Annotated in this window: 12 protein-coding genes; 5 read left to right on the forward strand and 7 right to left on the reverse strand. The window is 66.5% G+C overall.

Features of this window, described 5'->3' with window-relative positions:
• Nucleotides 1–151: 151 nt before the first annotated feature.
• The 7 genes from AB0G32_RS15665 to AB0G32_RS15695 form a co-directional block, all read right to left on the reverse strand.
• A complete protein-coding gene (locus tag AB0G32_RS15665) occupies nt 152–2,041 on the reverse strand; it encodes a tetratricopeptide repeat protein (protein ID WP_361162796.1) in 1,890 nt (629 codons plus the stop codon).
• Complete coding sequence (locus AB0G32_RS15670) at nt 2,038–3,180, reverse strand: hypothetical protein (RefSeq protein ID WP_361162798.1); 1,143 nt, start codon at nt 3,178–3,180, stop codon at nt 2,038–2,040. The genes AB0G32_RS15665 and AB0G32_RS15670 overlap by 4 nt, the downstream gene beginning before the upstream one ends.
• Complete coding sequence (locus AB0G32_RS15675; protein WP_361162800.1) at nt 3,152–7,651, reverse strand: hypothetical protein; 4,500 nt, start codon at nt 7,649–7,651, stop codon at nt 3,152–3,154. The genes AB0G32_RS15670 and AB0G32_RS15675 overlap by 29 nt, the downstream gene beginning before the upstream one ends.
• The gene (locus AB0G32_RS15680; protein WP_361162802.1) at nt 7,644–8,447 is read right to left on the reverse strand and encodes a hypothetical protein; all 804 of its coding nucleotides are present in this window, start codon (nt 8,445–8,447) and stop codon (nt 7,644–7,646) included. The genes AB0G32_RS15675 and AB0G32_RS15680 overlap by 8 nt, the downstream gene beginning before the upstream one ends.
• Entirely contained in the window at nt 8,425–9,915 is a 1,491-nt protein-coding gene (locus AB0G32_RS15685; protein ID WP_361162804.1) for a hypothetical protein, read from the reverse strand. Before AB0G32_RS15685 ends, AB0G32_RS15680 begins: the two co-directional genes overlap by 23 nt.
• A gap of 343 nt (nt 9,916–10,258) precedes the next feature.
• Nucleotides 10,259–10,651: a twitching motility protein PilT gene (locus tag AB0G32_RS15690; protein WP_361162806.1), complete on the reverse strand. Its 393-nt coding sequence runs from the start codon at nt 10,649–10,651 to the stop codon at nt 10,259–10,261.
• A complete protein-coding gene (locus tag AB0G32_RS15695) occupies nt 10,648–10,914 on the reverse strand; it encodes a hypothetical protein (protein ID WP_009321758.1) in 267 nt (88 codons plus the stop codon). The genes AB0G32_RS15690 and AB0G32_RS15695 overlap by 4 nt, the downstream gene beginning before the upstream one ends.
• A 535-nt stretch (nt 10,915–11,449) precedes the next feature.
• On the opposite strand from AB0G32_RS15695, the gene AB0G32_RS15700 reads away from it, so the two are divergent.
• From AB0G32_RS15700 to AB0G32_RS15720, 5 genes are all read left to right on the forward strand, one after another.
• Nucleotides 11,450–11,734: a hypothetical protein gene (locus AB0G32_RS15700; RefSeq protein WP_328330855.1), complete on the forward strand. Its 285-nt coding sequence runs from the start codon at nt 11,450–11,452 to the stop codon at nt 11,732–11,734.
• Nucleotides 11,716–12,129 (forward strand): DNA-binding protein, encoded by a 414-nt coding sequence (locus tag AB0G32_RS15705; protein ID WP_361162809.1) that lies wholly within the window; start codon nt 11,716–11,718, stop codon nt 12,127–12,129. The genes AB0G32_RS15700 and AB0G32_RS15705 overlap by 19 nt, the downstream gene beginning before the upstream one ends.
• A gap of 342 nt (nt 12,130–12,471) precedes the next feature.
• Nucleotides 12,472–13,497, forward strand: a complete 1,026-nt coding sequence (locus AB0G32_RS15710) for a DUF4190 domain-containing protein (RefSeq protein WP_361162811.1) — start codon at nt 12,472–12,474, stop codon at nt 13,495–13,497.
• 182 nt (nt 13,498–13,679) lie between these two features.
• Nucleotides 13,680–14,432 carry a GntR family transcriptional regulator gene (locus AB0G32_RS15715; protein WP_361162813.1) on the forward strand — a complete coding sequence of 251 codons (753 nt, stop codon included), beginning with the start codon at nt 13,680–13,682 and terminating at the stop codon, nt 14,430–14,432.
• Nucleotides 14,433–14,820: 388 nt separating this feature from the next.
• Entirely contained in the window at nt 14,821–15,009 is a 189-nt protein-coding gene (locus AB0G32_RS15720) for an SPOR domain-containing protein (RefSeq protein WP_361162815.1), read from the forward strand.
• Nucleotides 15,010–15,037: the final 28 nt, after the last annotated feature.

Raw genomic sequence — 15,037 nt, forward strand, 5'->3', positions numbered from 1 at the left:
GAATCTGATCAAGCCCCGCTTCACCGGAAGAGCGGTCAGTCGATCATTGGGTACATCAGGGTGCTACGGACAAAGCGTCTCGGAAGATCCGCTCAGGTGTGATCCCTTCCAGCTGCAGCGCGTGGGACAAGGTGTACTTGATTCCGCGTGGTCAGCGCTTCGCCATTGCCGTCAAGCGGCGTACGACGTGGTGGTCCCGGTCGAAAGCCTTGCGCAGGCCATCACAGGTCCAGTGCGCGGCCGACTGGGACACCGGACGACCCAAGTCTGCCGACAGCAGGTGGTAATGCGCGGCGGTCCAGAGAGTGTCCGGATGGCCGGGAGGCAAGATCTCCTTCCGGCACTTCAGGGTCTCCTCCAACAGTGGGAGAGCTTTCCGGAATTCGTGCAGAGCGACGAGACAGAGCGCCAGATGATGGGCTGTGTCGAGGGTGTGCTGGTGGCGGACACCGAGGTGGTCCCGTTGGAGACGGTAAATGTTCAGGCCAAGTTGATAAGCCTGCGCGGGGTCCTGCGTTGTCTGGAGCCGTGCCAGATAGCTTCCTGTGAGCATCGCCGGCCGGCTTTCCTGGCCGAAGATTTTGCACTGTTCCAGCCAGGATTGTCGGGCAAGCTGGCATGCGTCAGAGTGGTGGCCCTTGGCGCCGAGATCGAGCGCGCAATACACCGAAGCGGCCAGAGTCCTGGGATCGCTCGGGCCCATCTCTCTCTCACTCTCCAAGTAGACCTGCAAGTTGAGTCGCTCGGCGTCTTCGTAGTGCCCACGTCCGAAGTGGGCGCGAGCCAGCACTGACATCACCACAAGTTCGTCCGCGCGATGTTGTGCGAAGTACTCCGCCCATGCCATGCGGAGACTACCGAGGCCGTCAATGGCCTCCCTGTATCTGCCGCTGTCCACCAAGTAGCCATATGTGCCAAGCAGAGCTTTGCGCCCAGGTTCCGTGCGGATATTCGCGGGATCGACAGCGAGGACGGATGGAGCGACCAGCGCCCAGTCGCCCCATGCTCCCTCCGGCGCGGCACGCTCTGGCACCGCTGCCACCAGCAATTGTTCCGCCAATGAGAAGGCGCCCGTCTCGTCCTCGGGGCGGGCAACGAGCAGGTCGCGGATGACCGCGCCGCTCATCTCATCGAGTTTCGCGGCCCCGGTCTGTAAAATCATCAACCCTCGATCGCGGAGACCTCCAAGTCTGCGATGCAGATCGTAAATGGTCAGTAGGCGCTGTGCATCCGACTCTGACACTTCCCATCGGTCGCTCCTCAAGGCGCGAGTGGGAAACGGATCGGGACCGAGAACGGCCAGTGCGTGAAGGAGGTGAAGCATCCGCTGGTCTTCCTCGGATCCGGCTGCAAGCGCACGCGTTGCTTTCGACAATCGGCCTGCCAGCGATCCCGGAAAATCGGATGAGCGATACCCGCTGAGGATTTTCGAGGCGCTCGACTCCAACTGTTCGAGCACCTGCTCCGGCGTCATGCCACTCGTCAGCCAACTCGCCGCGTTCTCCATGGCAAGCGGCAGGTCGTCCAACGCACCGGCCAGACGCATGGCGTCGGCCTCCGTGAGTCCGTGGACCTGTGTCCTCAGCAGGCGCACCGATTCCTCTCGGGGTAGGACCGGAACCTGGATCACCCGAGCGATCCTGTGCCAGATCCCTGTGTCGGCCCGTGAGGTGATCAGGACCTTGGTCTCGTCCTGAGGCAGATACCGGACAACGTCTTCCGGGTCCGACACCCCGTCCAACACCAAAAGATGAGGGCCCGATCTTCCGCTGACGGTGGTCAGGCAGGCGGCAATCCGTTCGGCCGAATGACCAGAACCGGAGGTTGCCATATCGATCCAGCTCACGTCCGCGTACCGCGAGTGCTGCCGATGCGCCAGTTCGCTGCTCACCACCGTCTTCCCGATGCCCACTCGCCCGTTGAGCACGACCGGTACGCCGTCATCTGCCCGGTCCAGATACCCGGGGAGTACGTCGTCCACCAGCTCGGTACGCCCGAGGAAACTCGGATCGCGGCGCGGGAGCGCGAAACTCTCGTTCATCCGTGCATGCCCCCGAGCCACTCGGTGTTTGTCTTTAGGTACCGCAGGTTGACCCATTCCTGGGCGAGGCGGTCTTCGCCGCACAACAGTGCGGTCACCATGGCCTGGTGTGAAGGATCGAGCCACCGCACTCGGCCGGCCGCCTGTTGTGAAGTAAGACGCCTCTCCTTGCGTGGCAACGGAGTACCGATGCCCAGCAGTGCCTCATAGAGCCCGACCGCAGGGAGTACGACGGGAAGGTCGTTGTCCTTGAGGGCCTCCTCGGCAGCCGCCGCCGGGATGGACAACCCGGTCGGGTCGAGGTCGCCGAAGTAGCGGATCTTCGCGATCTTGCCGCGTCGGAGCATCTTGACACCGGCGAGTGAGGCCAAGAACGAACTTCCCATCCCGCAGGCCACGTAGCCGACTGCGTGGCCCTCCATCCTGTCCAACGCCTCTATCAACGACCAGCAAGTGGTGACGTTCTCCACGACCAGGAGGATGTCACCGTCGCCGATGCGTCCGTAGTAGCCGTCGCTCTCCGGGATGAGTCTTTCGGTGAGGATCTGAGGTGGTGCGGAATACATCTGCAACAGTTCGTACAGAGCTTCCCGGTCCGAGAAGAACGGACCGCTCAACTCGTCGAACGCTTTTTCCTCGGCCTCGAAGCATCCCGAGTAGGTGCGACTCCCGAAGATGTCAAGAGCACGCTCACGTTTCGGCGCAGGTGTCATGTCCGGCTCGGAAAGGAACCAGTTGTTGATCGCGCGGTAGCCGATCCGCGTTCTGGGGGCGGCGCTGTCCCAGTACTGGGCCACCTTGCGCATCTTCGGATGCAAGGGAGGAAGCGGCTCCCGCACCTTCTTCACCGACGGGTGGGTGGGAAGCACCCACACTCCCTTCGGCAGCGGAACCTTCTCCCCGTCGTCGCCCTTCATCGCGGTGATGGCACCGTACCCGTACAACTCGTCCAGATGACGGTGCAGAACCACCGACTCCAGTTCGTCCTCCACCTTCGGATGAGGCACCGAATGGAAGACACGGCGCAGCTCCGGCAAAGAGACGCGGGTCCTGCGAGTACCGTCCCACTTCTTCTGTGAACGGGCGTACTCGTACAGCGCGTTCAGCAACTCACGCGCGGGACGACTCAGATCGGTCAACGCTCTCTTCCTCGCGGTCCTGGTGGCGGTTGTGCTCTGCTTCGGCGCGGGCGTGGTACTTGATGGATGTGATCACCGGGTTCTCGCCCTCCTCCAGCGGCTCAAGAAGATGCTTTCTCCCGTCGCCCACGACGGTGAGGTACATGCGGTGTGCGCGCAGGTCGGCGTCATTGCGCAGACGGATGACGAGCGGGAAGGAGTCCAGGACCGCCAGATCGTTCAGCCCTGTGGTGTAGACGAGTTGGACGCCCAGCGCGCGGGCGACCGACTGCTGAAGCCTCAGCAGATAGCCGGCCGAGGCCCGACCGATCGGGTTGTCCAAGAACAGCACCCCCGAGTTCCGGCGGTGCTGCACCCTGCCTTTCTCGTTCGCGCGGAGCGCTGCCATGGTGCAGTAGAGGACGATGGCAGCGGTCAGCACCTGGCCGCCCGAGAAGACGTCCTTCATGGCCGAGACCGGCACCCGCTCCGTCCGCAGGACGGCGTCCGGTTTGAGAATCCGTACCCGGAACCCCTTAGGGGCCACTGCTTCGGTCACGCCGCGTAGCAGCAGTGCCAGACCGTCCCGTTTGATCTCTTTTCCGCGGATCACCGCTTCGGCGGTCTCGTCGACGACGGTACCGAGCCGGTCCTCCAGCGCCTGTTCGGAAACCTCGGTGAAGCGGATTCGCAGGAATTCCTGCTCGGACCACTCCTGCAGCCCCTTGGGGAGTCTGGAAAGAGCCTGCGCGCGCCTCAAGGTCCGGAGGGCCTCCTGCACCTGCTGGCACAGCTGGAGGACGATCTGTCGGCGGTGCCGTTCGATGGAGTCCAGGTCCACTGTGAGGCTGCGCAGTCTGGGGCGGAGATTGTCACTCCATTCGGCCGCCCGCGCCGGCAGTTCGGCACGAGGACAGGACTGGATGACTGTCCGGCTGGGGGAGGACAACTCTCCGAATCGGGCGCCCGAGGCGAACCCGACCAGTTGGTCGGTCAGTGTCCGTTCTTCGGCGAGTGCCGTCTCGACCTTCGCCCCGATCCGGTCGTATTCGGCCTTCAGTACGGTGTGCCTGTCTCGGGCGGCTGAGACCCCGCCCTCGTACGCCATGTCGTCTTCTCGGGGCTCACCCGACCGGGACAGGACGGTGATCAGGTCCGTGAAGTTCTTTGCGGAGGTGCGCAGGGCGATGGCGGCGCTCTCGGCACGCTCGCTGTGGTAGGTGAGTTCACGCCGGATACGTCCTGCTTCATCGCGATCGTGCTCCGCCGCCTCGATCAGGCGCATGCCGTGTATGACGTGCAGAGGCGGGCCGTAGGGAGCGAGATCCACGTCGGTGAGCGGTTCCGGAAAGTCTTTGAGGACCGCTCGGTGTTCCGCCATACTCGCGTCCGCCCCGGCCAGTGAGGTCTGGCAGTCGGAGACCGCCTGTTCGGCACGGCGTTGAGCGGCGGCCCGGCTCGCGCCGTCCACTCCGTCAGGACCGTTCAGCAACGCCTGAGCGGTTGCTCGTGCTCCGGGAGAATCGTTTTCCAGCTCCTGCGCAGCGTCCTTCTCGCGTTGCTCCGCCTGACGCATGTCGAGAAGAAGGTCGGCTCCGACTGATGCCCGTTCGTACTCGATGGCCGCAGCCTCGTAGGCACGGCGCAGTACGGGGAGCGGCTCCGCCGGAACCTCCGTCCTGCTCTCCGGAACGGCGTCGGTGCCCGGAAGTTCATCCAGTTCGGCGGTCATACGGTGTGCGGAGCCGGCCAGTCGGTCCATCGTGCGCACGTGCTCGGCGCTGGCGGCCCGGTGACTCTTGGCGGCCGTTTCTGCCTTTTGAGCGGCTTCTCGGGCGCGGACCTCCGCCGTCCGAGCCTGGTCCACGGTGGTCTGCCAGTCGGGGATCCGCTCCTCTTGGCCGGCCAGAGTACGCAACGTGGACTTGCGGGCCTCCAGTGCCGACTGCGCCGTACGAAGCTGCGGGATGGCTTCGCTGATGGCCTTGAGACGGGCGGCCGCGAGCTCACGCTTCGTGGTCTGCTCGGTCAGCGCCGCTTGGGCCTCGTCGTGAGCCTGTACTCGGACGGTGACGATCTCGCGCAGTTCGGCGAGCTTTCCTTCAGGGAAATCCGCCCGCCACTCCTCAAGGCGGTTGAGCAGCGAGAGGAACAGGCGTTGCCGTGCGTCCCACTCGGCGATCCGCGCGCGGTGTTCGTCATGGCGTCGACCGAGGGCGAGCCGTTCCTCCGCGGCTGCTCTCTCGTCGTACAGCGCCGGATGCGGGGGTACCACGAAATCCAGCCCGGAAAGCGATGCGTCGGGATCGTGCATGTCCGTGGTGGTGCCCAGCGCCACCAGCGTGCTGGGCCACAGCTTCCGGGCGGCCAGGATCTCCGTTGCCCGGGTCGTCTGCTCCGGATCGTTCAGGAGTACACCCGTGACCAGATGCGGCACGCGCTCGATGAGTGCGCGCCGCTGCTCGACCCGGGGCAGACCGGCGAGGTAGTCCCAGCCGGTGTAGGCGTCAACACCGGCTTCTCGCAATGTCTCGCACGCTTCCGCGGCCTCCGGGGAGGGCGGCAGCAGTTCGTTCGTCTCCAACGCGAGCCTGGCCCGTTCGTCACGCACCATGGCGATACGGACCTCGGTCCTTGCCACATCTGCGGCGTCACGTCGCTGAGCGAGCTTGCCGACCAGCCGGGGAGCGTCCACCTCAAGGTCGAGACGGTCGATGTCCAGGAGCGCGAGCGGCTGGATTTCCGCTTCCAGGGCACGGGTGCGCTCGTCGGCTCTCGCCCAGTCGCGGCGGGCCAGATCGAGAGAGTGCCGGGCCTCGGCCAAAGCCTGCTCGGCAGCTCGGCAAGCCTGGTGGGAAGCATCGTGAAGCCCCGCCGCGTCCTTGGCGGCGGATTCCTGCCGGGATATCTCCTCGGCGTTCTTACGGGCCTCCTCCTCGGCTTGCCGCGCGGCGTCACGAGCCGTCACGCCGTCGCTCAGCAGACCGTCGCGCACGGCGCCTGCGAGGGCGTCCCGCACTTCCTGGATACGAGTGTCGAGCGCCTTGGCCTGCGCCTGGTGCTCGGCAGCCAGGCCGACGGCCGCGTTGTACTCGGTCTGAGCCTGCTCGGACAGCGAGCGTTCGGTCTCTGCCTGACGCTGCGCCGTCGTAGCCTGCTCAGTGAGGCGCCGCGACATGGCGCGCAGTGCCCCGACGAGAACCCCTAGCGCGGCGTCCCGGGCCTGCAATGCCGGAAGGGCGGCTTCCTCAGTACGCCGGACCAGCTCACGCAACCGGTTCGCGTTGGCGATCGCTTCCAGGCTCTTGGCCAGGCGGGGTACGACCTTCCAGGCGCGTTCGGTCTCCTGCGCCCGGTTCCACGCGGCGCGCGCCCTCTGTTGTTCCTCCAGAGCTTCGGCCAGCTTCAACAAGGCTGTGAGGCGGCCCAGTTCACGAGCAGCGGCCACGAGCTTCTCATGATGGAGCACGGCCCGCCGTAGATCGCCGCCAAGGCGTTTGGCAATGTCCTCGCTCGTCTTCGCGGCCTCGGCTTCACGGAACGCGCGTACCTTGACCGAACGGACAAAGGCGTCCAGCGTCTTCCTCGCGGCGCGCTGTTCCTCCTGGGCGGTGAGAGCGGTGGTATGGACGCCGGCCAGTGGCTCGAGGAACTCCAGCGCGCCGGCCACGAAATCCCGTTCCAAGGTCAGCGCACCACGCCTGCCGAGCTTGTCGCCGTAGGAGTTCAGCAGGTTGGCGAGATCCTGGGCCGGTCCGGTGGGCAGCACAGCCGACAACAGAAACTCTACGAAGGCGGCGTCGCTGGCGAAGGAGAAGACGTCGGCCGCCTCACCTTCCCCGGCGTTCATCGCCCGTTGGTAGCGAAAGAGTTCGGGGTCCAAGCCGAGGTCTGTGAGTCGCTCGGTCCACTCCGACTGAACACGGAAATGATTGAACTCAAGTTCGGGATCAGCCCGTTGGGCCTCATCGAGTTCGCCGATGAAGTCGGCCAGCCGCAGATATCGTCCGTCCTCGGCCACGGGGAGGGCTTCGAGTGTGGTCTCTCGCGTAGGGCGGAAGTGGTACCAGCGTTCCATCAAGTTGGACGCGTCGGGAGTCGCCTTGAGATGGCGCCACTCGGCGACTTTGCCGGTCACCAGCCGACGCCCGCTGCGGGTGTGCGTCCACTCCAACGCGATGTGGGCCACATCTTTGTCGAGCACGAATCCGCTCAGCGTACGGGGATCACGAGTCCCCACCACTTGACGGCGCCCGGGCAGCAGGACCGAGAAGATCAGCTTGATCAGTACGGACTTGCCGCCGCCGTTCTCCAGGAAGAGCACCGTGGCCGGGGAGGGGCGCCGGACAGGTTGCTCGCCCCTGACGCTGAACAAGGTGGCGGGGCGGTCGGCGATGGGATCTCCGACGCCGCTGAAGTCCAGGAGAACGTTCTCGTAGCGCGCCGCTGTGGGCCCGACGCACTGCAGGAGCACTCGGGACAGTTCATACATCCTCCGGGGCCTCCGGCACGGTTCCCGGTCCGGTCGTCACCGCCATGGGAAGGACTACGCCCAGCGCCACCAACTCCTCGAAAGCGCTGGTGGCCGCGAGTTCGCGCACCTGGAGCTGGTAACGGCGTGTGGTCTGAAAGACGTCGTCGCCGGCGTTCTTCATCGGCGTCAGGAAGCCTTGCTCGGCGAGGAAGTTCAGGGCTCGGGAGACCATGCCCTTGGTCGTGTTCATCGCTCGACGCTTGTCCTTCGTGGGGAATGCCTCCGGCCGGTTGGCATACACGTGCCACGCCAATTCCAGTTCCGGTGCGTCACTGGGTACGTCAGCCGACTCCTCACGGGACGCCGCTTTCTCCCGCAACCGGTCGCAGGCTTCGCGAACGACGGCGTCGACCACATCGACACTGACCCTGCCGACGTACTCGTCTTCAGCGAGGTCGTCCGGCCGGGGAAAGGACACCGCGGCGACGGCAAGGTGGATGATGCCGTGCAGAAATCGCTCGGCATAGCCGCCTTCCTTCTGGGTGCGGCGGGCGTAGGTCTCCATCTTGGTCTCGAAGGGAGAACCTCCGTCGGCCGCGATCGCGAGGCCGATGTCCTCGTGTTCCCCTAGCACCCTGAGTCCCAGACCGGTGGCGATCCGCCCGGTCAGGGTTCGGAACGCGCCGTCGTGCCGGTAACGGCGCAGCAGCTCTCGATAGGCGTTGTCGCGACTTGGCAGCAGCCGAGGGCGCATCGCGAAGGCGAGCAACTGCGCAGCCTGTTCGGCGTCGTCATCCGTGAAGCGAGATCTCATCACCGAACTCCTCGTGCCGAGCCGTACCGGGCTCGTCTGATCCTGGAACGACTGGCCTTACGCCTGCCCTCGTGAGCCACAGTTCGTCGCCACCGAACTCCCGGTCGTGCAGCGGATCTCCGGTGGGTACGGCTATCAACACCTCGGGTACGCCCTCACGAACCGCGTCACCGACGGACGGGTTGAAGGCGTGTGCCGCCCGATGCATCACCAGCTTGGCGACCTGAGGCGCATAGCGATGCGCATGGTCGAGCAAGTCGCTCAGCAACGCGGAGCCATCAGGCAGGGAGAGGATCTCGCTTGACAGCCTGAAGTGTTCGGGAGTGAACAATTCGCGTTCCGGCATGAGGTCGAGGCGCGGCTCCCGGACCTCGCCTGCGAACCTCTCGGGCTCCGAGGGCGGTTGCAGCAAGCGCCCGACAAGTGACGGCAGCGTGAGAACTTCGGGGGGCGCCGGGGCGACCGCTCCCCGGAAGAAGTCGTACACCGGTCCGAGTGCCTTACCCACGGGAAGTCCGAGCAGCGGTACCAGCAGTTGCCCGTGCAAGTGCAGCGCGGCACGCTGCGGTTCGCCGGAGAACAGCTGACGGTCCTGTTCGGAACGGAATTGATCCCCCGCTTCCTGTACCGCTTTCTGAAGCTGCATATGACGGCGGATGCAGTCGCGGACGATCTCCACGAGCTCCGCCGCCCGCTGCTTGTGGCGCGGATCGTCAGAGTCGTCCCGCGCGGCGGTGATGTTGGTCAGGATGGCGTGCTCCGCCGTGTAGCGCCCCTCGATGTGCTCAAGGGCGTCCAACAGCAGGTCTGGTACCACTCGCTCCCAGTCCACCGTGCGCACGTCGCGACGAGTGGCGTCCAGGTAGCGACGTAGGGTCTCTCCGTATTGGACTGTGCGGTATCTGGCCTGTTCGGCGGCGAGTTTGGCATCGGCGAGTCGACCGCGTCTGATGAGATTGTCGAGTTTGACCTCGGCGGCGATCTGCGCGGACTCCACATCCGTGTCCAATGCGCCGACGAGTACGTTGATGGCCTCGTCGGTGGCTCGCAGTGAAAACCCGTCGGGTGTCGACTGTTCCACCAACAGCTTGAAGTCGAACTCGAAGCGATTGTAGGTTCCCTCGTCGCCCACGAGCCCATAGGGCCAGGAGAATCCACGTTCGATGGTGCCGACATTGATCAGTCGCTGGAGCACCCAGTCGGCCACTGCGGTGTGCTCGGCGTCACCTCTGTCGGGTGCCTGAGCCGCGACGAAGTGCTTTACCTGCTCAAGTACCTTGGTGTGCTCGGCTCCGGTGTCGAAGTCCATCGCGATGGTGACCTGGTCGATCGTGTGCAACGCGATTTCGGCCATGTGATAGACCTTGGCATCCGCCCAATCCAGCGACGTCTTGCGCTGATCCAACGCCTGCAATGGCGCCGTACAAGCCAATGCCTTGACGCGGCGAACCAGTCCTTCATCAGGCAAGTGAGGTGGGTGGGACAGATCGTGGTACACAATCCGCCACGCTAGCACCGCCTACACCACCATACGCAGCGATCTCCAAATATCCGGCTCGACAACTCCCTTCGCTCGTAATCGAGCCATAGGCTGAAATTCGTCGCTCGCGAACTGATGTTCCCCTGTTCCGCGGCTCGCTGGACACTTTGGGGCACTGCATGGACCCGGTATGCGGATTTTTTCACTCCGCTACAGGCTGCGCCAGATCGCAGCGATGCCACTGCCTGTCCGAGCGATCGGGTAGCTGCTCCTACCTCTAGCCTCAGGATCTCCGGGCCCGTACGGGCTGGTCGTCGGAGACCATCGGTGGTCAGACGGTGCGGATTACAGAGGCGGGCTTGATGTCCTGGGCGTCGATGAGGGCGCGGATGTCGTCCGGGTCCGAGGTCCAGACGATGGCGCCGAGGCAGGCTGCCATGGTCACGACGGTGGCGTCGACGATGTCGGAGGTGCCGGCCTTGCCGCAGAGGATGCCTGCGGCTTTGGCGGTTTCGAGGCCGACGGGTACGACGTGGCACCCGGCGAGAAACTTGCCGAGTCTGACCTGGCGGCGGGAGTCCCGCCATGCCTGGCTGACGACGACGGACGGCACGTGGATGTCCCGGCCGTCGTCGAGGGCCAGGCTGTGGCGGGCCCACATGCGGCGGTCGTTGTTGTCGATGGCGATGAGTACCCCGGCGTCGTACAGATAGGGGATGTTCACGCGGCCGAGGCTCCCGAACTGCTGAGGTACTCGGCGTCGGCGGCGGCCAGGTCCGCGCGGGCGGCGGCGAGTTCTTCCAGGGTGAAGGCGCCGTGTTCGGCCTGCCATTCCTGGATGACGGCTCGGCCGGCCCGGAGGCGCAGCTCGCGTTCGGCTGCTCCGGCGACGAGGCGGGAGAGTGGGATGCCTTCTTCCTCGGCGGCTCCGGCCAGGGCTTCGACCAGAGATTCGTCGAGAGTGATAGTCACCTTCTTGGTAGCCATATATCAACCATAGCGCGGTATGGCCTTCGATGCTGATGGATCGCGTGCCGGCGAGTGCGGAGGGCGTAAGCGCATCCAGCGAGGAGGGTCCTCGCAGACTCGATGCCGGCCTGGTCGATGTGGACGGCAAGGCCAGGTGCACGCCCGGCGGTCTGCGGCACTTCTTCGCCTCGACCGCATTGGCGAACGGCGTACCGATCCGCGAGGTCTCGCGCTGGCTTGGCTGTCCCCGAGGTGTGGGATCGTTGTCGAGAGATCATGCAGAGCTCGGCCCCGACGGTGCTGGATGGGTGCTGGATTCGATCACGCCAAGGGACGTTCCCGCAGGTGAGAGCGCTGCATTGAGTGTTCCGCTGCAATGTGTAGCGGGTGACATAACACCACGTCGTTGATCTGGGATCGTGCTGGGATGGGATGAGAACGCCCGTGGGGGCGAGCGGGAGTGGTCTCATCTGCACGCCTTCTTCACGGCTCCGGGGTTCCGCGCGGATCCGGGCCGTGGCGCTTTTCCTACTCGTTTGACACACTCGGCGCTATGGGTGAGACGACGTACAGCATCGGGGAAGGGCCGGCGACGCGGGTGAGCTTGTCGCTGCCGGAGGGGACCGCGGAGGCGATCCGGGCGCGGGTGGGCAAGCGGGAGTTCTCCGCGTTTATCGCTGAGGCGGTCGAGCGTGAGCTGCGAGGGCAGGTCCTCGACGAGTATTTGGCGGACTACGAGAGCCGCAAGGGGCCGGTCTCCGAACAGGCTCGTCAGCGGGCGCGGCAGGTCTTCGATGAGGTGTTCGCCGAGGAGGGCGAGTGGCCCGCCGCAAGCTGAGTCACGAGGGGACGCTGGTCGTCGACAGCGAAGGTCTCTCGAAGATGCTCGCCGATGACGAGCAGGTGGTGGCCCTGGTCGCCGAGGCGCGCTCGCGCGGTATGGAGGTCGCGATCAGTGTGCTCACCATCATCGAGGCCGTTCACGCTCGTACGAACAAGTCCCGTCTGAACTGGCTGCTCTCCGGACTGCGTGTGGTACCGGTGGGCGACGAGGAGGCGAGGGCGGCTTCGAAGTTGCTGATGGATGCTGGTTTGCACGGGCACAAGTACGCGACCGATGCAGCGGTCGCCGAGGCCGCGCTGCGACAGCACCGCCCTGTGGTCATGTTGACTTCCGATATCGACGACATGGTCAAGCTCTGCGGCGATCGGGTCCGGCTCGTGGCGGTCTGATTTCTGCGGTCGGACGACCCGGACCATTAGCTGTCCGGCTCGGTCAGCCCGGCTCGGTACTCACTCACCCGCGGGCCAGCGTCTTCCTCATGATGTCCTCGATGGGGATGTCGGGTACGGGGCGGCGTCGCGGTTCGCACGTTCAGCCAGGGGAAACGACTCCGCGTCCGTGCCGTTCGGTGCTTACGATGCGCCCAGTCGTACGGCAGCAGTACGGCATGTCCGCAGGCGCCTTGGCGTCGCTGTCCGAGTCAGGAGCACGGTTTCGTGTCCATACCGCCGCCGCCCCGCCCGGTCTGGGGTCAGTCCTACGGGGCGCCTCGTCCGGCGCCTGTCAACGGGGTGGCGATTTCCGCCCTCGTCCTCGGGCTGCTCTGTTTTGTGCCGGCCGTCGGGCTGGTGCTGGGACTGATCGCGCTCAGTCAGATCAGGCGGAGCGGGGAGCGGGGCAAGGGGTTCGCGGTGGCCGGGGCCGTGCTGTCCTCGGTGGGGCTGGCGCTGTGGGCGCTGCTGCTGGCCACGGGCGGCGCGGCGGTCGTCTGGGAGGGCTTCAAGGGCGCGGCGAGCGGGGAGGGGACCGCGTACGCCCTGGACGCCGGCCAGTGTTTCGACACCCCGGACGGGGCGCTGGAGGGCGTGACGTACGACGTCGACGAAGTGCCGTGCGCGGGTGCGCACGACGGTGAGGTGTTCGCCGTCTTCGATCTGGACGACGGGTCCTTCCCCGGCGACGACTCGATCACCGCCGCGGCCGACGACAAGTGCTACGCGCTGCGCGCCGGTTACGCCATGGACGCCTGGGCGGTGCCCGCGAACGTCGACGTCTACTACCTCACGCCGACCCGGCAGAGCTGGCGCGCGGGGGACCGCGAGGTCACCTGTCTGTTCGGCGGCGCCGCGCGGGGGGACGTGCTGACCGGGTCGCTGCGCAACGACCGGACGACGCTCGACGACCACCAGTTCGCGTTCCTGAAGGCGGCCGCGCCCCTCGACGAGGTGCTGGCGGCCGAGCCCGCGACCGCGTATATCGAGGACGACCTGCCGGGGCATCGGGAGTGGGCGGGTGAGGTGGCGGGCGCGCTCGCCGGGCAGGTCGAGTCGCTGCACGGGCACAGCTGGCCGGCCGACGTCGAGCGGCCGGTCGCCGGGCTGGCCGAGGATCTGGACGCGGCGCGCGAGGAGTGGGCCGCCGCCGCGAAGGCGTCCGACGCGGACACGTTCTACGAGCACTACGACACCGGGTACGACCTGATCGCTCCCGCCGGTTCGGTCGCCGCGCGCAAGGCTCTGGGGCTGGCCACCACGCCGCCCGTCTACCAGGGGGGGGACGCGGGGGAGGGAGGGGACGACCCCGGCTTCGAGGCGTGAGGGGTGGGGGTGAGGGGACGTGAGGTCCGGGGCGTCGAGGGTGGGCCCTGCGGTGAAGCCGCTGGGAAACCCGTCGCCGCCACATGTCATCACATCGAGTGATTCCCTGGCCTTTGCTTGCCTGGCACAACCTACGGTTGCCACGCTGTCGCTGTCTGTACAACCTGATGGGAGAGCGGCCAGTGACATTCGGTGAGCAGCCGGCGTATCTGCGTGTCGCGGGGGATCTGCGCAAGAAGATCGCCGACGGCCTGCTGCCGCCCCACACCCGCCTGCCCTCCCAGGCCCGCATCCGCGAGGAGTACGGCGTCTCGGACACCGTCGCGCTGGAAGCCCGCAAGGTGCTGATGGCCGAGGGCCTGGTCGAGGGCCGGTCGGGTTCGGGGACGTATGTGCGCGAGCTGCCGGTGCCCCGGCGCATCGCCCGCTCCGGTTACCGGCCGGCGGGCGGGGCCACGCCGTTCCGGCAGGAGCAGGCCGACGCCGAGGCGCGCGGCACCTGGGAGTCGAGCAGCGAGCAGGCGGAGGCCAGCGCCGCCGTCGCCGAGCGGCTCGGCATCAAGCCCGGCGAGCGCGTGATGTGCACGAAGTACGTGTTCCGCGAGGCCGGCGAGGCGGTCATGCTCTCCACCTCCTGGGAGCCGTTCGCCGTCACCGGCCGTACGCCCGTGATGCTGCCCGAGGAGGGCCCGCTCGGCGGGATGGGCGTCGTCGAGCGGATGGCCGCCATCGACGTCGTCGTGGACAACGTGACCGAGGAGGTCGGCGCCCGCCCCGGCCTCGCGGAGGAGCTGCTCGCGCTGGGCGGTGTCCCCGGCCATGTCGTCCTGGTCGTGCACCGCACCTTCTTCGCCTCCGGCCTCGCGGTCGAGACGGCCGAGGTGGTGATCCCGGCGGACCGGTTCCGGGTGGCCTACCACCTGCCGGTGAAGTAGGCCCGGCCGACAGACCTGTCCGGCAGACCTATCGGGCAGACCTGACCGGCAGGCCCGCCGGGCCGGATGCACGGCCCGGAAGCATCCGGTGTGAGATGGCGCACGCCTCCCGCACCTCTCGCGCCCCTCCGACGCGCCCCGCGACGGGTGCCCGCGGCCGGCCGCGCCCGTCGCCGGCGCAGTGATCCGGCCGTTCTCGCAGGTGGCCCGGACGGGTCCGGTCGCCGCCTTGACCCGGTGCGCCGACGTACCGGCGGGGCGCGTTCGGTGGTGTGCGCCCCGGGCGCTGGCCGGTTGCCTACCTCTTCGTAAAAAGCCGTATTCGGTGCGTGAAGGTTGGGCGTAAGGTCGGGCATATGCGGACTGCGGTTTCCTGGGGAGGGGCGCAATGAATGACGGCACGGTCACTCTGCCCTGGCTCGTCGTCCGGCAGGACGACAACGGCCATCGCTACCGGGTGGGCAGGTACGCGACCCGGGCCGAGGCCCAGAAGATCGCGGACCGCCTCGGTGGCCGCGGCAGCAAGCAGATGTACTGGGTCGAGCAGCTCGGGCCGAACGGCACCGCGGCCGACTGACCGACGTGTCCGGCGGGTCCGCCCCCTC

It is taken from the genome of Streptomyces sp. NPDC023723 (assembly GCF_040639815.1).
In the GTDB taxonomy this organism is placed as follows: domain Bacteria; phylum Actinomycetota; class Actinomycetes; order Streptomycetales; family Streptomycetaceae; genus Streptomyces.

What these genes read in the sequence shown, in the direction of transcription:
- AB0G32_RS15720 (WP_361162815.1), top strand. Translation starts at nt 14,821, where the DNA reads ATGAATGACGGCACGGTCACTCTGCCCTGGCTCGTCGTCCGGCAGGAC.
- AB0G32_RS15700 (WP_328330855.1), top strand. Translation starts at nt 11,450, where the DNA reads ATGGGTGAGACGACGTACAGCATCGGGGAAGGGCCGGCGACGCGGGTG.
- AB0G32_RS15665 (WP_361162796.1), bottom strand. Translation starts at nt 2,041, where the DNA reads ATGAACGAGAGTTTCGCGCTCCCGCGCCGCGATCCGAGTTTCCTCGGG.
- AB0G32_RS15680 (WP_361162802.1), bottom strand. Translation starts at nt 8,447, where the DNA reads ATGAGATCTCGCTTCACGGATGACGACGCCGAACAGGCTGCGCAGTTG.
- AB0G32_RS15675 (WP_361162800.1), bottom strand. Translation starts at nt 7,651, where the DNA reads ATGTATGAACTGTCCCGAGTGCTCCTGCAGTGCGTCGGGCCCACAGCG.
- AB0G32_RS15695 (WP_009321758.1), bottom strand. Translation starts at nt 10,914, where the DNA reads ATGGCTACCAAGAAGGTGACTATCACTCTCGACGAATCTCTGGTCGAA.